This is a genomic window from Maritimimonas sp. 2205BS37-2, from assembly GCF_056591755.1.
In genome coordinates this window covers 936,751-958,857 of the sequence record NZ_JBWQOI010000002.1, presented here as the reverse complement: position 1 = coordinate 958,857, position 22,107 = coordinate 936,751, and the positions used below count along the sequence as shown (strand labels likewise).

At 33.6% G+C, this 22,107-nt stretch carries 13 protein-coding genes; 11 read left to right on the top strand and 2 right to left on the bottom strand.

Features of this window, described 5'->3' with window-relative positions; translation table 11 throughout:
- Positions 1–45: 45 nt before the first annotated feature.
- The 3 genes from AC1EUU_RS11660 to AC1EUU_RS11650 all read left to right on the top strand — a co-directional run bounded on the left by AC1EUU_RS11660 (position 46) and on the right by AC1EUU_RS11650 (position 4,765).
- The gene (locus AC1EUU_RS11660; protein WP_480201599.1) at positions 46–882 is read left to right on the top strand and encodes a class I SAM-dependent methyltransferase; all 837 of its coding nucleotides are present in this window, start codon (positions 46–48) and stop codon (positions 880–882) included.
- Positions 883–1,088: 206 nt separating this feature from the next.
- A complete protein-coding gene (locus tag AC1EUU_RS11655) occupies positions 1,089–1,643 on the top strand; it encodes an OmpH/Skp family outer membrane protein (protein WP_480201598.1) in 555 nt (184 codons plus the stop codon).
- A 173-nt stretch (positions 1,644–1,816) separates the two neighbouring features.
- Positions 1,817–4,765: an OmpA family protein gene (locus AC1EUU_RS11650; RefSeq protein WP_480201597.1), complete on the top strand. Its 2,949-nt coding sequence runs from the start codon at positions 1,817–1,819 to the stop codon at positions 4,763–4,765.
- Between the two features lie 8 nt (positions 4,766–4,773).
- Here the strand turns inward: AC1EUU_RS11650 and AC1EUU_RS11645 are convergent, their stop codons facing one another.
- Positions 4,774–5,172: a hypothetical protein gene (locus AC1EUU_RS11645; protein WP_480201596.1), complete on the bottom strand. Its 399-nt coding sequence runs from the start codon at positions 5,170–5,172 to the stop codon at positions 4,774–4,776.
- A gap of 125 nt (positions 5,173–5,297) precedes the next feature.
- Here AC1EUU_RS11645 and AC1EUU_RS11640 point away from each other — a divergent pair, with 125 nt between their 5' ends.
- From AC1EUU_RS11640 to AC1EUU_RS11620, 5 genes are all read left to right on the top strand, one after another.
- Complete coding sequence (locus AC1EUU_RS11640) at positions 5,298–10,880, top strand: alpha-2-macroglobulin family protein (RefSeq protein ID WP_480201595.1); 5,583 nt, start codon at positions 5,298–5,300, stop codon at positions 10,878–10,880.
- 13 nt (positions 10,881–10,893) lie between these two features.
- Positions 10,894–13,245: a penicillin-binding protein 1C gene (pbpC, locus tag AC1EUU_RS11635; protein WP_480201594.1), complete on the top strand. Its 2,352-nt coding sequence runs from the start codon at positions 10,894–10,896 to the stop codon at positions 13,243–13,245.
- Positions 13,246–13,317: 72 nt separating this feature from the next.
- Entirely contained in the window at positions 13,318–14,064 is a 747-nt protein-coding gene (locus tag AC1EUU_RS11630) for a LytR/AlgR family response regulator transcription factor (protein ID WP_480201593.1), read from the top strand.
- Between the two features lies 1 nt (position 14,065).
- On the top strand, positions 14,066–15,400 hold the full coding sequence (locus AC1EUU_RS11625) for a sensor histidine kinase (protein WP_480201592.1): 1,335 nt from the start codon (positions 14,066–14,068) through the stop codon (positions 15,398–15,400).
- A gap of 239 nt (positions 15,401–15,639) precedes the next feature.
- Entirely contained in the window at positions 15,640–15,879 is a 240-nt protein-coding gene (locus tag AC1EUU_RS11620; RefSeq protein ID WP_480201591.1) for a hypothetical protein, read from the top strand.
- 65 nt (positions 15,880–15,944) lie between these two features.
- Here the strand turns inward: AC1EUU_RS11620 and AC1EUU_RS11615 are convergent, their stop codons facing one another.
- The gene (locus AC1EUU_RS11615; RefSeq protein ID WP_480201590.1) at positions 15,945–16,439 is read right to left on the bottom strand and encodes a CYTH domain-containing protein; all 495 of its coding nucleotides are present in this window, start codon (positions 16,437–16,439) and stop codon (positions 15,945–15,947) included.
- An 82-nt stretch (positions 16,440–16,521) separates the two neighbouring features.
- On the opposite strand from AC1EUU_RS11615, the gene porZ reads away from it, so the two are divergent.
- The 3 genes from porZ to AC1EUU_RS11600 are packed head-to-tail and all read left to right on the top strand — an operon-like array spanning position 16,522 to position 22,047.
- Positions 16,522–18,861, top strand: coding sequence for a type IX secretion system anionic LPS delivery protein PorZ (gene porZ / locus AC1EUU_RS11610; protein WP_480201589.1), 2,340 nt, complete (start codon positions 16,522–16,524; stop codon positions 18,859–18,861).
- 1 nt (position 18,862) lies between these two features.
- The gene (gene recO / locus AC1EUU_RS11605; RefSeq protein WP_480201588.1) at positions 18,863–19,579 is read left to right on the top strand and encodes a DNA repair protein RecO; all 717 of its coding nucleotides are present in this window, start codon (positions 18,863–18,865) and stop codon (positions 19,577–19,579) included.
- A 2-nt stretch (positions 19,580–19,581) separates the two neighbouring features.
- Complete coding sequence (locus AC1EUU_RS11600) at positions 19,582–22,047, top strand: TonB-dependent receptor plug domain-containing protein (RefSeq protein WP_480201587.1); 2,466 nt, start codon at positions 19,582–19,584, stop codon at positions 22,045–22,047.
- Positions 22,048–22,107 lie beyond the last annotated feature (60 nt).

The window sequence follows — 22,107 nt, the reverse complement described above, 5'->3', positions numbered from 1 at the left end:
CATATAGATAAATCCCCTATAGATAATTCGAAATTGAAATCGTTTTTGAGCTGCAAAGACTACACTGTTTCTCAAGAAAGGTTCACAATTTTAAAAGATGAAACTAATGAACTTTTAATTACTTCACCCAGACCTTTGGAGGAAAAATTAGGTGAATATTATACCAGCAACGATTATATTTCGCATACCGATTCTAAAAAATCTATATTAGATAGTGTTTATCAACTTGTTCGTAATTATACACTAAAACAAAAACTTAAGCTAATCAATTCTTTTAAGCATGAATCAAAATCTGTTTTAGACGTTGGCGCAGGAACGGGAGATTTTTTATTGACGTGCCAAAGAGGTGGATGGAAAACACATGGTGTTGAACCTAGCAAAAAAGCACGTAACACTGCAGAAGAAAAACTTGATAAAAAACTAGTATCACATATTTCAAAACTTCCTCCTCAAAAGTTTGATATTATTACCTTATGGCATGTACTAGAACATGTGCCAGATTTAAATGAAACGATTGCACAACTTAAACGACTTTTAAAATCTAATGGAACTTTAATCATCGCCGTACCAAATCACAAAAGCTATGATGCAGATCATTATGGAGAATATTGGGCGGCTTATGATGTGCCTAGACATTTGTGGCATTTTTCTCAGAGCGCATTGAGTGCATTATTTGCAAAAGAAAATATGCACATAGAAAAAATAGTACCAATGAAATTTGATGCCTTTTATGTGAGCCTGCTTTCAGAAAAATATAAGAATGGCTTTATGAATCCTTTTAAAGCATTTTATAGAGGACTGCGTTCAAATCTTAATGCTAGAACAACAAAAGAATATTCATCGTTAATTTATGTTGTAAGAAACGATGAAATCGCAGTTTAAGGCGGTATAAGACGTTTTTTAACAACTCCACGCGTCATAATATTAAGAGATGTCGAAACGCTCTAAGAAGCCTTAATTTTAAAGCCTGTTTTAATAATTAAAAACTATGTAATACTTTTTTAACATAAGTTTTAATTATACATTTTTTTAAAGCCCTGACCTGATCGAATTTTATATATTTGCCGCTCAAATATTAAACAAGTAAAATGAAAAAAATAGTAGCAGTATTTGCATTAGCTTTTTTGGTTGCGTCTTGTAACCAAACAAAAATTGCTTATGTTGATGTAGAAGAAGTATTAAAAGAATACAAGGGAACAAAAGAAGCAGAGAAAGAAATGACTAAAAGGTCTGATGAATTAAAAAAGGAATTAGATCAATTAGCGGCTGATTATCAAAATAGAGTAAGGGATTATTATGCAAAAGCTCAGAAAATGTCTAATAAAGCAAGACAAGAAACTGAAGCCACTCTAACACAACAGCAACAGTTGTTAAATCAACGTCAGCAACTTGCACAGCAGGAAGTTCAAAAAAACGGTCAAGAAAAAATGGATGAAATAAATGAAGAAATCCAAGACTTTGTAGCCGATTATGCTAAAGAGAATGGCTATACCTACATATTGGGAACCTCTGAGCAAACCAAAGCAGTGCTTTACGGAGACTCTAAAACAGATCTTACTGACATTATCTTAGAGGCTTTGAATGATGCGTATAGAAGTGAAGACAAAGAAACGAAAGAAACCAAAAAAGATTCAGTAAAATAATATAAATTACTGTAGATCAACACATAAGCGTTGCGAAAGCAACGCTTTTTTTGTTTAAAAACACCTATATTTTCTAAAAACAGAGATACTTTTCAACAAGAAATTAACAATTTAAATACTTAAACAAAATTTTCTTCGTTATAACTTCACTTAACGAAACCATTTATCTTATCATGAAAAAGTACACATTATTAGCAATTTTAATGTGTTTTAGTTTAATCACTAAAGCCCAAACCTCCTCTGGCAAACATCATATAAAGTATTTAGATATCAACTCTGGAAATCCAGATAAAGGAGTGGCATTTATCAATGACAATAAAGTGGTTTTTACCGCTACGGTGTCTGATAGAGTAATCAATACTCAAAAATACAATCCTTATTTAGATTTTTACACAGGTACCGTTGGAGACGATGGCGCGATACTTGAAAAGAAACGATTAAATACAATTAAAAACAAGAAGATTAGTAAAAATGCAGCTACATTTTCGAAAGACGGGAAAACAGTTTACTATTCTGCGAATAAATATTCTAAAAGAAAATCTAAAGCACCACTCTATCAGATATTTAAGGCTTCAATAAACGAAAATGGTACGTGGGAGAACACAGAAAAACTGCCATTTAACAATAAGAGATATTCCTATAGTTATCCTACCATAAATAAAGATCACTCTAGGCTTTATTTTGTATCTAATATGACCCCATCTCATGGAGGAACGGACATCTTTTATGTTGAGATTAAAGAAGATGGTTCATATGGAGATCCGGTGAATTTAGGAGAAAAGATCAATACATCGGGTGATGAAACCACACCATTTATAGCCGATAATAATTTTCTATACTTTTCTTCAAACGGACACAAAGAATCTATGGGAGGAATGGATGTATACACGGTTGAAGCGTTCGAAAACACATTTTCTGACCCTTTACATTTAGCATCTCCAATCAATAGTATCAATGATGATTTAGGATATATTGTTAATACAGAAAATAAAGGTTTTTTTGCTTCAAATAGATTACAAGGTCAAGACAACGATGATATTTACTCATTTTACATTGAGCCTGATAAACCTATTGAATGTTTACAAGAAATTGTAGGAACCGTGCGCGACAAAGAAACTGAAAGTTTAATTGCTGACGCTTCAATTACGGTAGTTGATGATGACGGAAAAGAAATTCATAACTTAAAGACTGATGATTCTGGTAATTACAGATTCACATTAAGTTGTAGAAGCACGTACACTGTAAAAGCTACTAAATTGCAATATGATAAAGAAGAACATATTGTGAATACTGCTAATTACTTTAACGCACCACCATTAGAGGTAAATCAATTGTTAGAAAAGCAGATCAAACAAATTACTGAAGAGAAAGTGGTAATTAAGGCAAGCCCTATTTATTTCAGATTTGATAAACATTCTATCACAAGAGAAGCAACTAAAGAGCTTGATAGAATTGTTGAGATCATGAAAGAAAATCCTTCTTTAATTATTGAAGCAGCTTCACATACAGATTCTCGAGGGCCAAAAGCATACAACCAGAAACTATCTGAAAGAAGAGCTAAGGCTACAGTAAATTATATAGTTTCTAAAGGAGTTTCAAGAGATCGTATCACGGCAAAAGGTTATGGAGAAAGTCAATTAATTAATAATTGTAAAGATGGTGTTAGATGTGGTATCGAGAAGCATAAACTTAACAGAAGAACTGAATTTGTAATTATGAATAAGCAGGTGCTTAACTTACCTCAAAATAATGGTAAACCTGTAACCGCAATTACGAAGAAAGATATAAAAACCATATCAACACCTAAGGTAACAACTGCTCCACCTAAGAGCCCAGTGAAAGAAGGAGCAAGTAATGATTCAAGTAAAGGAGAAATAATATTCTTAAGCGATGAAGAAGAAACCGAAACCGAAGAAGTAGCTCCTAATGAAGAAATAGATCAAGCAAATGATCAGGCAAGTGTAAATATTAAACAAGATTCTGAAAATAGGCTACCAGCTGTAAAGTATGAAACAGAGATTGCAATTAACAAAGCAACAACAAAAAATGAGCTATTAACCGTTACCGAAGATAGTCAACAAAATAACCTCAATAATGATTCTGAGGTTGCACGACGGATAAGAAAAGATAAAAAAGACATGACCAATATTTCTGAGAGTGCTCCTAAGATTAAAGGAAAGAGATTAGGAAAAACGGTCTTAGTTGAAAACACAAAAGATTTTAAAGAAGAACAAAAAGAAGCGAATATCACCGAACAAGAAGCTATTCTGGTTGCAGAGATAAATACAAATAAAGTCCTCCCAGATAAAGATGATGTAGAGTTCAAAGTAATTGATGAAAATAAGATTACGGCCAACACTAATGGAAAACATATCGAATCAAACATAAACCTAACCGAAAAACCGACCCTTAAGTCGGATTTTTCTATTACCAAAGAAACGGGTGATAAAAGTGAAGTTGCCTTAGAAAAACAAAAGAAAGATTACGAGCAATTCAATAGAGATTTCGCGAGTGAAGAAAACAATATAAGCGCTGTTTCAAATACTTTATTTAATGATGAAGATGACTTTGAATCTTATGATGATAAAGCAACAACAATCAATAGGTTTACCTCTAAGAGATCATCTGGACCTAATCCAACAAGCTATGACGATACAGCATATTTTGAATTACAAAAATCAATTATAAAAAAACAATTTATTGAAAGTACCAAAGACGTACCTAAAGAAGAGGTTTTAGTGGTAAATTCAATAAATATTACACCAATGTCTGTTAAGAAAAAGGGCAATTACAAAGCAACCGACCAAGCAAGCAAAGTAGATGTAATGCGCATTAATTTTCTAATTAATAACAATCAATATATCACACCCGGATATAAAGAAGTATATATACTGATTCAAAACCCAGAAGGTAAAATCTTAAATAGAAAAGGTGCGTTTAAGATGAATAATGGAGAGGAGCTTACCTATACCGAAAAGACAAATGCTTATTATAATAACAATCACTTAAATTTATCAATGATGACAGATAGGTTTATTCAGAAAATTGTGAAAGGTATTTATACGGTAATTATTTATATAGAAGGCTATCCGGTTGGCCTAGATATGATAACTCTTGGTTGAAAAGCTTATTACTCTAACTTTATATATTTTTCTTTGCAAGGCTCTATACACGGGTAGTTAATTTCAAGAAACTTATCGTTAACCGCATAGGTATAAAACATTCCCATCAGCGATCTACAATCGTTAATTGTTAACCTGTTTTCGGTGAACGTCCCACTACTGTTTGTTCCGGCTTCACTAAACATATTACACATATTACCGTTTGAGATAAATGTACTGTCGCTAAAGAAAGTAATCGTTTTATCGCTGTCAACATTTGTAAAAACACCGCTTCCATCTCCAGGGTCTGCTAAGACTTGAACAAGTTTCCATTTACCGATAATCTCCATATTCTGATCATCTTCAGAACAGCTAAAAAGTATAAAGATGATGAGAAAAGTTAAAAGAGTTCTCGCTATATATTTCATAGAATTATTTTTTAATTAGATGAGCCTGATTCTAAAACCGTTGCGTAAAGAAGCTATAAATTCTTCTAATTGACTAAAAATTGTGTACTTTCATTAGCCGTAATTTCAATTAAAAATCTGCTAAGATGAAAGTCAAAAACGTACTTCTTTATATAGCTATTACCTCAACATTTATTACTTGTAAAAAAAAGAGTATACAAGAAGAAACAGATAATCTTTTTAAGTTTAAAGAGTATATAAATTATACAACCTCAGGCATAGTTTCAAAAGCATCTGTTTTACAAATTGGTTTAGCAAAAGAAGTTGAAGGCTGGCAGCCTAATGTAGAAATTAATGACAGAATTATATCGATTACACCTTTGGTAAAGGGAAAAATAACAGTATTAAACAGTCGTACATTTACTTTTCAACCTAATGAAGATCTAAAGCCTGATACTGAATATTCAGTGTCGGTAGATTTAGAGAGAATTTATAACAATGTGCCTTCAGAGTTTAAAACCTATAATTTTAAATTTAAAACAATAAAACAGAACTTTTCCATTAGCACTACTAATTTACAGTCATACAGTAAAGAATGGCAATATTTAGAAGGAGTAATAAAGTTAGCAGATGTTTTAGAGCTAGAAAAGGTAAAACAACTAATTTCTGCCCAGAAGAATAAAAAATCGTTAACAATTCAATGGTATGAAGCTTCAAAAGCTTCTAGAAACTATCAATTTAAAATAGATAGTATCAAGAGAGAGGTTGAAGATTCAGAAATTCTCATAAAGTGGTCTGGAAAATCAGTTGATATTGATAATGAAGGTGAGTCGATTAAACGTATTCCTGGCAAGAATAATTTTTCAATTGTAGATGTAAATGTATATCAATCTCCAGAACAACATTTGGCAATTAATTTTTCTGACCCGCTAAAGAAACAACAAAACTTTAATGGTTTGGTAAATATAAAAGGCACTAAGAGCTTACAGTATGTTGCTGATGGTAATTTGTTAAAAGTGTACCCAGACACAAGACTTACAGGTAGCGTGCAGGTAGATGTTTTTCAAGGAATTAAAAGTATTGACGAATATAAACTCAAACAAACATTTACCGAGAATATAGCCTTTGAACAATTAAAACCTTCCGTTCGCCTTATAAGTAATGGTGTAATCTTACCCAATTCAAATAATTTAAAATTCAATTTTGAAGCTGTTAATTTGAAAGCTGTTGATGTGCGTGTTATTAAAATCTATGAAGACAACATATTACAGTTTTTACAAGAAAATAATTTAAGTGATATTAATAGATATAATATTAGAAGAGTTGGTCGTAGAATTGCTAAAAAAACAATGCAACTTATAAAATCTGATATAGAAGATGATGGAAAGTGGAAAACGTACGCGATAGATCTTTCAGAAATTATTAAAACAGAGCCAGGAGCTATTTATAGGATTGAACTTGACTTTAAAGAGAAATATGCCATTTATAATTGTGATGGCGGGACTAGAGCTTCAAATAATGAAGAAGATTATGATCATTATGAAGAAGACTACTATTACAATGAAAATCATCAATATACGGTTGCAGAAGCAGAAGAATTAGACGAAAGAGAAGAACAATATTGGGATAATCTTATATACAACTATAGAAACAACAATTATTACAATTGGCAAGACAGAAATAATCCGTGTAAAAGAGCATATTATCTTAACCAAAACAATATCGTATCAGCCAATATATTAGCAACAAATATTGGAGTTATTGCTAAAAAAGGAGAAGATAAGTCATATCATTTCGCAGTAACAGACTTACTAACCATAAACCCTTTGAATAATGCCACAATAAGATTATATAATTATCAACAACAGCAGCTAGCGTTGATTAAAACCAATCAAGAAGGCTTCGCTACGTACGCCGCAGATAAAAATGCATATTTCGCTATTGCTGAAAGCGGACAGAATAAAACCTATGTAAAGCTAGACGACGGACATGCTATCTCAATGAGTAAGTTTGATATTTCAGGAAAGAAACTGCAAAAAGGCCTAAAAGGATACATTTATGGTGAACGAGGTGTTTGGAGACCGGGTGACACGCTGCATTTAAATTTTGTGCTAAATGATATGGCAAATCCTTTACCAGACAATCATCCTGTAAGAATGGAAATAACAGACCCATATGGAAAACTCTCTTACAAAAAAGTGCTCACCAAAGGCGTTAATGGGTTTTATGCTTTTACAGTCCCCACCAGTTCTTCAGCAGCTACAGGTAATTGGAGTGCTAAGGTAAGCGTTGGAGGAGCTAATTTTTATAAGCCTTTAAAAATAGAAACGATTAAACCAAACCGGCTTAAGATCAAAATTGACTTTGATAATGAAACGCTTTCTTCTCAAAAACCAATGAACGCAGATATTGATGTGAAATGGCTGCATGGAGCACCGGCCAAAAACCTTAAAACAGAAATAAAAGCAAAATTCAAGACTACACAAACATCATTTAGCAAGTACAGCAACTATCTATTTAATGACCCAACACGTAAATTTTCAACTGAAGAAATAACCATTTTTAATGGAACACTAAATCATGAAGGGTTAGCGCATTTTAGCAAAAAAATAAATTTTGACACCAAAGCTCCAGGCATGTTAAAAGCTTCTTTTTTTACACGTGTTTTTGAAAAAGGAGGGGATTTTTCAATTGATGTTGTTTCAAAAAACTATGCGCCTTACACATCTTTTGTTGGGCTTAAATCGCCTAAGGCAAGAGCATATGGATCGTATTATACAGATGAGAACATTAATTTCGATGTAGTTACAGTTGACACCAAAGGAATTCCCATTTCTCGTAAAGGATTAGAAGTGAAGGTATATCAAATAAAATGGCGCTGGTGGTGGAATTCTTCGTATGATGATTTAGCCTCTTATGTAAGTAGTCAATATCATAAACCGATACATTCTGTTAAGTTAAACACTAACGCAAGTGGTAAGGCAAACTTCAATATCAATATACCTGATGAAGAAGGTGGTAGGTATTTAATACGAATTTATGATCCGGAGAGTGGGCACGCTACAGGCAGAACTGCTTATTTTTATAAAAACTGGTGGAAACGGCCAAGTGACAGCGACCCTCAAGCTGCTAAAATGCTTGTCTTTTCATCAAATAAAGACACCTATAATGTTGGAGAAACAGCAAAGGTAACTTTCCCTTCGGGTACTGAAGGCCGCGCACTTATTAGCCTGGAAAACGGCACAAAAGTATTAGAACAGCGATGGATAAAAACACAAAAAGGAGAAACTACTGTAGAAATACCAATTACAGAAGAAATGACACCTAATGTGTTTATCAATATTTCATTATTACAACCACATGCTTCTACAGCAAATGATCTACCAATTAGATTGTATGGAATCATTCCAATACTCGTAAATGATCCGAGTACAATTTTAGAACCTAAAATTAGTATGCCAAGTGTTTTAAAACCCGAAGAAAACTTTACAGTCAAGGTTTCAGAAAAACAAGGAAAAAGAATGACCTATACACTTGCAGTAGTTGATGAAGGCCTATTAGATATTACACGTTTTAAAACACCGAATGCTTGGAATGAATTTTATACCAAGGAGGCATTAGGCGTAAAAACCTGGGATGTTTTTGATGATGTTATTGGCGCTTATGGTGGCAGTATCAAACAAGTATTTGGAATAGGAGGAGACGAAGAAGCGGGAGCTACTGATCCAAAAAAAGCAAATCGCTTTAAGCCGGTGGTAATGACACTAGGGCCTTTTACACTTGATAAAGGGAAAACACAAAATCATACTATTACAATGCCGAAATATATTGGTTCAGTGAGAACAATGGTAGTTGCAGGAGATAATTCAAAAAGTGCTTATGGAAGCGTAAATGAAGCGACGCCAGTTAGAAAACCACTAATGGTATTAGCTACGCTTCCTAGAAAATTGAGTCCTGGAGAAACAGTTAGATTACCAGTAACAGTTTTCGCTATGGAAAACAAAGTTAAAAACGCCACAGTTAGCTTAAAATTAAGTGAGGGAATTAAAATTATTGGCGCTAAAACGCAGTCGGTTTCCTTTAATAAACCAGATGAAAAAATGGTTTATTTTGACTTAGATGTGAGTGAGGCACAGGGCATCGGTAAAGTTGAGGTGCTGGCATCAGGCAATGGACAAAGATCATCGTACGAAGTGGAGCTCGATGTTATTAACCCCAACCCTACAAGCATAGTTGCAACGGAAATGGTTCTGGAACCTAATGCTACACAGAATATTAATTTTAATACGTTTGGAGTGGCGGGAACCAATTCGTCGGAGGTAGAATTCTCAACCTTACCTCCAATGGATTTTACCAGAAGACTTTCATATCTTATTCGCTATCCACATGGATGTATCGAACAAACAACTTCAAGTGTATTTCCGCAATTATATCTTTCTGATATTCTAGATCTTGATTTTACAAAAAAGAGGGAGATTAAAAGCAATATAGAAAAGGCAATTAATAAACTAAGTGATTTTCAAAGACCCTCAGGAGGATTAAGCTATTGGGAAGGGCAAAATATCGTCAATGATTGGGGAACAAGTTACGCCGGACATTTTATGATGGAAGCTCAGAAAAAAGGTTACGTTATGCCGTTAACTTTTATGAGCAATTGGATAAAATACCAACAAGAAGCTGCTAGAAACTGGCGTTCCGGACATAGAACACATAATACAGATCTAGCTCAAGCCTATCGATTGTATACGTTAGCATTGGCAGGACACCCAGATTTAGCATCAATGAACCGACTGCGAGAATTTAATGCCTTGTCTAATGATGCTAAATGGCGATTAGCAGCAGCGTATGCTTTGGCAGGGCAAAAAGAGGCCGCAGCAAAAATCTCAGCTTCTGCAAATATTAGTTTTAAAGTTAACAGAGGTGATTATTATACCTACGGATCGATAGATAGAAATAGAGCAATGGCTATGGAAACCTTACTTTTATTAAAAGACAATCGTTTTAGAGAGCAAGCAGAATACCTGGCTAAAAAATTATCATCAAATAACTGGATGAGCACTCAAACTACAGCGTATGCATTACTGGCTATGGCAAAAATGGTTGAAGTTAACGGTGGCAAATCGATCAAAATAAACTTTTCGTTAAATTCTAATAAAAGCACTAATGTAACTACACAAAAAGCAATAGCTTTAAGAGAACTAAACATAAAAGAAGGCAAAAATATATTAAACGTGGCCAATCATCAAGCCAATGTAGTTTATATTCGTGTTTTGAATTCAGGAATCTTACCTCTTGGTCAAGAATTAGCGGAAAAACGAAATTTGAGTGTTAATGTTCAGTATAAAGATGCAAATGACAATTCGATTAACATTAATAAATTAAGTCAAGGTACCGATTTTAAGGCAATTGTAACGGTTAATAATCTAAGAGAAGAAACGGTTCGAGATATTGCCTTAACAGAGATCTTTCCGTCTGGATGGGAAATCATTAATACCCGCTTTACCGATTATGGAAGTACTACAACTGATACTGTCGATTTTACTGACGTTAGAGATGATAGGGTAAATTTCTATTTCTCATTACAACCTAGAAAATCAACAACATTTACAGTACAGCTTAATGCATCTTATCTGGGGAGGTATTACTTACCAGGTATTCAGGCAGAGGCCATGTACGACAATGATTATTTTGTAAGAACTAAAGGGCAATGGGTAGAGGTTGTAAAATAACCACTAGCAAAAAATGAAAAAGGGAATTACTTGGATAAAAAACAACAAGGTTAAGTCGCTACTCTTTTTAGTGGTGCTTATTTGGTACTATTTTTCATTACCCAAACAATTATTTGATAACCCCACTTCTACTGTTATAGAAAGCACTGAAGGACATCTTTTAGGCGCTCAAATTGCCGCAGATGGCCAGTGGCGATTTCCTCAAAATGATAGTATTCCTCCAAAGTTTAAAGAATGCATTCTAACCTTTGAAGATGAGTATTTCTTTAAACATCTTGGGTTTAACCCTGTTTCAATGGCTAAAGCCTTTTGGCAAAATGTGCAATCGGGCTCCATTAAACGCGGAGGCAGTACCTTAACGCAGCAGGTAATAAGACTTTCCCGTAAAGGAAAAAAAAGAACCTATGTAGAAAAATTTATAGAAATCATTTTAGCAACACGCTTAGAACTAAGAGAAAGTAAAACGAAAATTTTGGCACTATACACTTCAAATGCTCCTTTTGGAGGAAATGTTGTTGGTTTAGATATTGCTTCATGGCGTTATTTTGGTAGAAAAGCTAGCAATTTATCATGGGCAGAAAATGCAACATTGGCAGTATTACCAAATGCTCCAAGTTTAATTTATCCTGGCAAAAACCAAGATAGATTATTAAAAAAAAGAAATAGATTACTTAAGAAGCTTTTCGAAAAAGAAAAAATAGATGAATTAACCTATCAGTTAGCTATTCAAGAAAAGTTACCACAAAAACCATATCGATTACCACAAATAGCTCCACACTTATTACAAAAATTTGTAAAAACACATAAAGGAAAAAGAATACAAACCACAATAAAAAGAAGTCTGCAGGCACGAGCCAACGATATTATAACAAACCATTATAATAACCTTAAGCAAAATAACATATATAATGCTTCGATTCTGATTTTAGAAGTAAAATCGCGAAAGATACTGACTTATATTGGCAATACACCAACAGATAATGCACATCAAAAAGATGTAGATATTGTAGATAAGCCTAGAAGCACAGGTAGTGTGTTAAAACCTTTTCTTTTCGCCGGAATGTTAGACGCAGGCGAGCTCTTACCGAATACTTTGATTGCAGATGTACCCACTCAAATTGCAAATTATAACCCCAAGAATTTTGATCTTGAATATGACGGCGCGGTTTCAGCGAGCAGAGCATTATCGAAATCATTAAATGTACCATCCGTTAGAATGTTACAGAAATTTGGTTTAGACAGATTTCATCATTATTTAAAAGAATTACAACTTCAAGACATTACATTTAATGCGAATCACTATGGCTTGTCTTTAATATTAGGTGGCGCTGAAAGTAATTTATGGGATTTATGTAAAAGTTATGCGTCATTATCATCTACTATTAATCACTATGATAGTACAAACGGAAATTATTATACCAATGAATTTATTGAACCCATATTAGAAAAGGACATTCAACCTAATTTTGGAAAACTTTCAACAGAGAAAACAGTATTTGATGCCGGGTCTATCTATCTTACCTACGAGTCTTTAAAAGAAGTAAACAGGCCCGAAGGCGAAGAAAACTGGCAGTTCTTTGATTCATCGAAACAAATAGCATGGAAAACGGGAACCAGTTTTGGTTTTAGAGATGCCTGGGCTGTTGGAACTACTAAAGATTATGTAGTTGGCGTATGGGTAGGCAATGCTGATGGAGAAGGTAGAACAGGATTAGTGGGACTGTCAACAGCGGCCCCCATATTATTCGATATTTTTGGCTTACTACCTAAAAGTAAATGGTTTTCAAAACCTTTTGATGAATTAAGAAAGGTTGCGGTTTGCTCAAAAAGTGGTTATAGGGCTAATGAGTTTTGCGAAAAAAAAGATTCAGTTTTTATTCAAAGTTCAGGACTTAAAACCAAACCATGCCCGTACCATTTCTTGATACATTTAGATACCAATGAGCAGTTTCAAGTGAACTCATCTTGTTACCCATTTCATAAGATGAAACATAAAAGCTGGTTTACATTACCGCCCTTAATGGAATATTACTATAAAAGTAAAAACCCAACTTATAAAACACTTCCAAAATTTAAAGAAAACTGCTTATCAGGAGCCATAAAAACAATGGATTTCATTTATCCTAAGGAAGCAGTAAAGGTATTTTTACCTAAAGATTTTAATGAAAAAACAAATGAGGTTGTTTTTAAATTGGCACATAGTCATCCCGATATCAAAGTGTTTTGGTATCTAGATCAACACTTTATTGGCAGCACACAAACCTTTCATGATATGGCACTCTTTCCAAAAAAAGGAAAACATATAGTTACTGCCGTAGACGAATTGGGAAATGAAATAAAAAGAATAATTGAAATTTTAGAATAAAACCACGAATTATTACTATTGCTAGTATTCTGTATTTGTACTATCTTGCTAGCTCTTTAATAACTCTAAGCCATGTTAAAAACTGTTCTTATTGATGATGAGATTAATGCCTTGGAAGCTCTAGAATGGAAGCTCAACAGGTATGCTGCAAACGAGGTCAACATTATTAAATGTAACTCACCATTACAAGGAATAGACATTATCAATAAAGAAAAACCAGATATTGTTTTTTTAGATATTGAAATGCCCGAAATGGATGGCTTTTCTTTACTTCAAGAATTAACGTATAAAGATTTCAAACTTATTTTTACGACAGCGCACGATGAATTTGCGTTAAAAGCAATTAAGGTTTCAGCTATTGATTATTTATTAAAGCCTGTTGATAAAGACGAGTTGATTACTGCATTAGAGAAGGTAAAATCGTCTAAGAAAGATGTAAACCTTGAAGATAAACTACAATCTCTGTTCACAAATTTAAACTCAGGAAAGACAAGTAAAATTAATGTTTCTGCAGACGGTAAGGTTTTTTTATTAGATGTCGATGAAGTTATTATGCTAAAATCTGATAAAAGCTACACAACGGTTTTCTTAACTGATGATCGTGATATTTTGGTATCAAAAACCTTAAAAGATGTTGAAAAGAAGTTCGATTCTCCAGTATTTTTTAGAGTTCATAATTCGTATTTAATTAATATTAACCACGTAAAAGAATACATAAAGAATTTAGGAGGTGAACTGATGATGAGTAATGGTATGCGTGCCAGCATTAGCAGAAATAAAAAAGCTGAACTTTTAGAAAGGCTAGCCTTAGACAGATAAGATGTTATTAGATTTAACTTCAGAGTTATACTCGTGGATACGAGGTGGGTTATTGATTCTTTCGATTTATCATTTAATGATATTTCTTCAAAATAAGAGAAAGCTTTACCTATTTTACAGCCTGTATTCTTTTTCAATTTTCATTTACTTTCTAAGTCATGTTTGTCCAGAACCATATTTATGGATCTATGACTATATTAATTTTGCAATACAATTTGTGGCTTTTGGTTTTTATGTATTGTTCGCTAGAGATTTGCTAAAAACAAAAAAGCATATTTCAGATTGGGATGTTTTACTCGTACTTGAGTATAGGGTATTCTTTCTTTTATCAATTGTCTTTATAAGTGTGCAGCTATTTTTTTCTTATCAGCATCAAGAAAAATTATTTTTAACCCTAGCCCCTATTTTTACCGTATTTTCTCTATTAACCTATGTAGTATTAACTAAAATTAAAGGGCGTTTTGTTACCTTTTTTATAATTGGCTCCTTGACCTATGTAATTTTGGCTAATTGTAGTTTGTTATTACCAATGATCTTAGGCAATGAATTTTTTGTTAATATAAAAATTGACCCTATGTTTTTTACCTATGTAGGTGTAACTATTGAGTTGATTATGTTTGCCTTAATTGTAGGCTATAACGTAAATCGTATAGAGCAAGAAAAAATTGAAATTGAAGAAGATCTTGCCGAAAAAGTCAAAGAAATGTCTGATCTAAAAATGACCGCTTTACAGAGTCAAATGGATCCACACTTTTTATATAACTCATTAAACTCTATTAATAATTTTGTTTTACAAAATGATGCTGAAAAAGCCTCAGATTACATCACTAAATTTTCTAGGTTGATTAGAGAGATTTTAAAAAAATCATCGAATAAAACAATTCCATTAAGTGAAGAACTAGGTATTTTAGGATTGTATGTACGCCTAGAACAAATGCGCATGGATGGTGGATTCGATTATATTGTTACAGTTGATGATAATATAAATCTTGAAAAAATTGAAGTGCCTCCTTTGTTTATCCAGCCTTATATAGAAAATGCTATTTGGCATGGATTTGTGAATAAAATTGGCGGTAAAAAAATCAACTTATCAGTATATGATGAAGAAGATAAAGTGCGTTGTGAGATTATTGATAATGGAATCGGTATTAAAAAATCTAAGAGCTTAAAAAAATCATCAAGTCATCATAGAAAATCATTTGGCTTGCAAAGTTCAGAAGACAGAATTAAATTACTACATGAAAACCAAAGAGTATATGTAATTATTGAAGATATTACAGATAGCCATTCTTCTGGTACCAAGGTAACTATCAAATTCCCAAAAAACACCGAGTAAGAGCAGCGTTTTTTATAAATAACTGAAAATTAGTCTTCTTTTGGTATAAATTTCCTAATGAAAACCTACTAATTATGGCTAAATTGACAACTTTAAAGCGTTCAAAAGAATGTGGCTTAATTACCATTTATTAGAGAATTTATACCATTTATTGCTTATTTAGATTCAATTGTTTGTTTGTGAGAAAATGAAAGCAAAATAAATGTACATTTGAATAGAAACTAACTCCCTTTTATTACATGTCAATTATTTCATTCTCCAGACCTTCTGACACGGAAATTCTTCAAAAAATTACCAAAAAAAATCAAGTTATAAGTTTCGTAGGTGAGGGAAGTGTACGTCAAAATGCAAACGAAACGGTATACATTCGAACTGTAAAAATTCGGCAAAAAAAAGAAGAACTACTAAAAAATGTTATTTATATAAAAAGAGGAACCTCATGGTTTTTTAAAGCTATGGAAAGCGCTTCTTCTGCCTGAGCAAGAGCCAACTTGCGTTCGTTGGGAAATTACTATACGAAAAAGAAACCCCTACTATTAAAGCCTCAATCTCTATTGAGGTTTTCTTTTCCCCAGTTTTTATACGAGTGCTTACTTAACTGCGAATTGTAATATTTAATTTCTCCCGTTACTTCTTTACCTAGCCAATCTGGCTTTAGAAAATTTTCATTTTCGTTAGATAATTCTATTTCAGCCACAATAAGCCCATAATTATCCCCTAAGAACTCATCAACCTCAAAAATATGTGTATTATAATTTATAAGATAGCGGTATTTTTCTATAATACCTTCTTCACACAAAAGCATTAGTTGCTTTGCGTCATCTAAAGAAATTTCTTTTTCCCACTCAAAGCGACTCGTACCTGCTTCATTAGATTTTCCTTTAATCGTTAAATACCCTTTGTTGTCAGCGATACGAACTCGAATAGTTCGTTTTTTATGTGTGTTTAAAAAACCTTGCTTGATATATAGCTTTTGGTAACTATTCTTTTTATAGATTTCAGAATTCACTAAAAACTTCCGTTCAATTTCTAAATTCATTATCATTTCATTAATGACCATAAAAATACATTTTTATCGTTATGTTTATATTAAATATCTTTGAGCACTATTTACCATTTTCATGAAAAAAATTTTCAATCTTTTTCTTCTTCTTTTTTGCTTGCTTTCTTTTGGGCAAACAGACTTTTCTAATAGCTGGGAAGATTTTTATTCATACAATAATGTAAAAGATTTTGTGAAGGTCGGTTCAAAATTTTACGCTGTTGTTGATAATGCCGTTTTTATCTATGATACCGTTAGTCAAGAGATAGAAAAACTATCTTCTGTTCAAGGTTTATCTGGTGAAACGGCCACCAGTATTTACTTTAGTGAAACCCAAGAGAAGTTGGTAATTGGTTATCAAACGGGGTTAATAGAAATAGTTGATGCAGACGGAAAGATTACACTTTCAAATGATATTGAACGATTAAGCATTACAGGTGAAAAACAAATCAATGATATTGCAGAGTTTAATAATACCCTGTATTTAGCTACACCATTTGCCATCGTTGAATATGACCTTATTAACCTACAATTCGGTGATACTTTTTTTATTGGACCTGGTTCTTCAGAAGTGGTCGTAAATCAAATAGAAGTATTTCAAGATATAATATATGCGGCCACCGAATCAGGTGTATTTACCGCAGATGTTTCTAACCCTAATTTAATTGACTTTAATAATTGGGCACAACCCCAAGGAAGTTTAACAGGTGATTTTAGAACGATGGAAGTATTTGGCAATCGATTATTTACATCAACAGGTGCTTCATTTTATGAGCTTCCCTCTGTAAATACAATTCAGTTTATTGCCGCTATGCCACAAACAATAAATGACTTAAAAGCATCGTCAGAATTTATAACTATTGCTACTAATAAGCAGGCACAAATATTCAATACTTCGTTGGCACAAACTGTAGTTTCGAATGCTATTGACCAATTCGACTTTAATTTGAATACCGCTTTTGCTGAAAATCAAACGATTTTTTTAGGCACCACAGAATTTGGTATTTTACAACGTAGTTTCGCCGACTCGGTAACTCATACAGAAATTCATCCTGAAGGCCCTATTGCAAATGATATTTTCTCTATAACTGCCCAAGACGACCACCTTTGGGTAGTATATGGTGCTTATGATGACGCCTTTACACCATTAAGTACAACACGTGACCTCGATCATTTTAACGGAACGAATTGGACAACGATTCCACTTAAAACAGAATTTCCGGTAAGAGATTTAGTTCATGTAACGATTGATCCCGATGATCAAGATAAAGCATATGTAAGCTCTTGGGCACAGGGAAATGTTAATACACCAACTTCAACAGGTGGACTTTTAATTATAGAGAATGACCAGGTAACTTCTTTTCTAAATCAAGATAATAGTGGACTTGAATCGGTTATTTTACCAAGCATACCAGATTATAGAAGTGTACGGGTAAACGGAACAGCATTTGATAATCAAGGAAATTTATGGGTAACCAATGGTTTTATAGACAATCGTTTAAAGAAATTATCGCCCAATGGCGGTTGGAACAGTTACGATTTAAGTAGTATAATCACCAATGAAGCGTTCGGACTAACCGAGTTAAAAATAGATAGAACTGGTAGTATTTGGATTGGCACCAGAAGGAATGGAGTGTTGGTATATAATGAAACTGGTGATAGAAAGAGAGCGCTAATCACAGAAGCAACGAAAGGCTCTTTACCCGATTTGAACACCAAAAGCTTAGCCATAGATAGAAGTAACAGAATATGGATAGGAACTAAAAAAGGATTGGTTGTATATTCAAATGCAGGCGGTATTTTTGATAGTGCTATTTTTGATGCATTTCCGGTAATTATCGATGATGATGGAATTCCAAAGCGTTTACTGGGCGAACAACCGGTAAATACAATTGCAATTGATGGTGCTGATAACAAATGGTTTGGTACAGATACTGGAGGTGTACTGGGCACAAACCCCTCAGGACAAGAAACATTGTTCAATTTTAATAAAGACAACTCACCGCTACCATCAAATAGAATTATTAAAATTCAAGTAGATAATAGTAATGGTAAAGTATTTTTCGCTACCGATAAAGGAATTGTAGCTTTTAATAATAATGTGGCACCGTTTGGGGATAGCTTAGGTGAAGCCTATGCTTACCCGAACCCTGTACGCAAAGAGCACTCTTTTGTAACGATAGATGGCCGAAATGGCACTCACCTACCTCGTGGAACCAATGTTAAAATTCTCGACGCAGGAGGCAGATTGGTTCACGAAACCAATGTTGTAGAAGGACAAGAGCTCAAAGGAGGAAAAGTTGTTTGGGATAAAACCAATTTAGCCGGAAGACGCGTTGCTTCGGGTGTGTACATTGTATTATTAACCACACCAGATAAATCTGAAACATCTTCTACCAAAATAGCCATTATTAATTAGTATGACTGTTGAAACCAAAGCCATAGTATTGAATTCTATCAAATATGGCGATACAGACCTTATAGTGAAATGTTATACGCAAGAAGGCCTTAAATCATACCTATTAAAACGTGTTTTAAAAGCTAAAAAAGGAAAGTTAAAGGCTTCGTACTTTCAACCTTTAACGCAACTAGAGTTAATCGCATCGCATAATAATAAAGGGAACTTAAACTATATAAAGGAAGCTCGAATTGGTAAACCCTATAAGAGCATTCATATAGATATTATTAAACAAACAATAGCGATATTTTTATCAGAGGTGTTATCAAAATCGATAATTGAAGAAGCGCCCAATGAACAACTTTTTACTTACCTAGAAACTTCATTGATTTGGCTAGATACGCATGACACTATTTCTAATTTTCACTTGTTGTTTTTATTAAATCTAACCAAGCATTTAGGATTTTATCCTGATAAAGAAAACGATCAGTACGATTATTTTAACCTAGAAGAAGGATTGTTCACAAGTCAAACCCCGCTTCAGCAATATATTAAGGGTGAAAATTTAACACTTTTCAAAGAGCTGCTCGGCATAAATTTTGATAGATTACATTCGTTAAAATTTAGTGGCAAAGAACGCCATCAATTATTAGAGGTATTGATTAAGTATTTTGAATTACATTTGCCCATGTTTCAAAAACTCAAATCGCTTACTGTACTAACAACTGTTTTTGTGTGAAGATGAAGAAGATCTTATTTTGTATTGTTTTACTGTTCGGATGGACTACTTCAGCTCAAAAGATTACCATTTTAGATAAAGAATCAGAGTTTCCGATAGCTAATGTTACAGTTGTTAACGAAGATAACTCAAAACGCGTGGTATCGAATGCTGATGGTATAGCCGACCTATCAATATTTGGTGATAACGATATCTTAACCTTTAGCCATGTTGCTTATATAGAATTTGAGGCTTTAAAAAGGCAATTAACCAAGGCAAAATTTGTCTACTTGCACAGTAAATCAGAGCGCTTAGCTGAGGTGTTTTTATCGGCTTCAAAAGGAGAAGTTTCCATTAAGCGTATCGCCGAGCAGGTTGCTGTTTTTTCAAGTAAAGACATTCAACGAACCGCACCACAAACATCTGCAGATATGTTAGCGGAGATTCCAGGGATTAAAGTACAGAAATCGCAGTTTGGAGGCGGTAGTCCCGTTCTAAGGGGTATGGAGGCCAATAGAGTACTATTGGTGGTAGATGGTGTACGCATGAATAATGCCATTTATAGAAAAGGGCACCTACAAAACTCTATTACCATTTCGCCAAATTTACTCGATAGAACAGAAGTTATTTTTGGTCCGTCTTCGGTAATCTATGGTTCTGATGCGCTAGGAGGAGTGATCCACTACTATACAAGAAAACCAATGACGAGTGAGAAAACAAGAGTGAACACTTCTTTTTTAGCACGCTATAGCACGGTTAATAATGAAAAAACTGTGCAGGCTGGTATCGAATTACAGTTTAAGAAATTTGCTTCTTACACGAGTGTTTCCTATAGTTATTTTGGAGATTTACGTATGGGAAAAAACCGCTCTCATGATTTTGATGATTGGGGATTAGTTCACGAGTATTCAAATAACACGGATTCATTTTTTAATGAAAACCCAGTAAGTAATTCAGATCCTGACATCCAGCGAAATACCGGATACAATCAAACAGATATATTACAAAAGTTCTTTGTTCCATTATCAAGTCAGACGGATCTCTCTTTTAATATTCAATACGGCACTTCTTCTGATATTCCACGTTTTGATAGATTAACAGAGCGCAGAGATGGCGAACTTCGTTTTGCTGAATGGCATTATGGCCCGCAAAAGCGATTATTACTTTCTTCTCAATTATCTATAAATCCTGATAAAAAATGGATTCAAAAAGGAACAATAACCGCTGCCTATCAGAATATAGAAGAATCAAGAATAAACAGACGATTTGGGAGCTTGAACAGAACCACAAGAAGTGAAGAAGTAGATGTTTTTAGCATAAATGGTGATTTTTCGGTACCGCTCACCAAAGACAACAAACGTATTTTGTCTTATGGTGTAGAAGTAACACATAATGACGTAAGCTCTACTCCCAAAGGAGAGATACTTTCGGTTAATGGTAACCAGATTACCGGCGTTTCAACAAATTTTCCAGTGCAGTCTAGATACGCCGACGTAGGTAGCACCTATACCAGTGCCGCTGCATATATAAATTACCGACAAGATATTAGCGAAAAGTCAACACTAAATACAGGTGTGCGATTTACAGATACCTATTTAAATGCGAAATGGATTGACGAGACCTTTATTACCTTACCTGATAATGACATTTATTTAGCAAATTCTGCATTTACGGCAACCATTGGTTATGTTTATAAACCCACAAATCAATGGCAGTTTAATGGCGTATTATCATCTGGCTTTCGATCGCCAAATATAGATGATGTAGGCAAGGTGCGTGAAAAAAACGGATTGGTTACGGTACCTAATATTAATCTAAGACCTGAATTTGCATACAATGCTGAATTAGGAATCTTAAAATACTTTGATGATAAAAGTACCTTTATAGGTCTTACGGGATATTATACCCTGCTAAATAATTATATTATTAGAGATAATTTTATGTTGAATGGCAGCTCAACAATTATTTTCGATGGCGAAGAAGGAGATATTGTTGCGAATATAAATAAAGGGAATGCCTATGTAATTGGTGGTACGTTTAATTTCAAGTCACGCTTGAGTAATTACTTTACTACACGAGCTAGTGTAACGTATACCAAAGGTAAAGCTTATGATACCGATGAGCCATTGTCTTCGATTCCTCCAGTTTTCGGCAGGGCCGAACTTAATTATGCAAAGAATAAATTTGAAGCTGGATTCAATATTCGCTTTAATGGAAGAAAAAAGATTACCGATTATAACTTATTAGAAGGCATAGACAATCAACAACAAACACCAGTTATTGATCCTGATGCCGAAGAAGACATTAATAAATATTATGGTACACCTTCTTGGGTTACTTTAAATGCGAATTCAAAATATAGACTTACTAAAAATATTGACTTGCAAGTGGCCATTGATAATATTTTGGATGAACATTACCGTGAATTTGCTTCCGGTATTAGTGCTCCTGGCCGTAATTTTTCATTTTCGGTATTGGCAAATTTTTAGGCATTTTTTATTATACTATTTTAACTGAATATGGCACCTCTTTGTTAATATACTTAATGA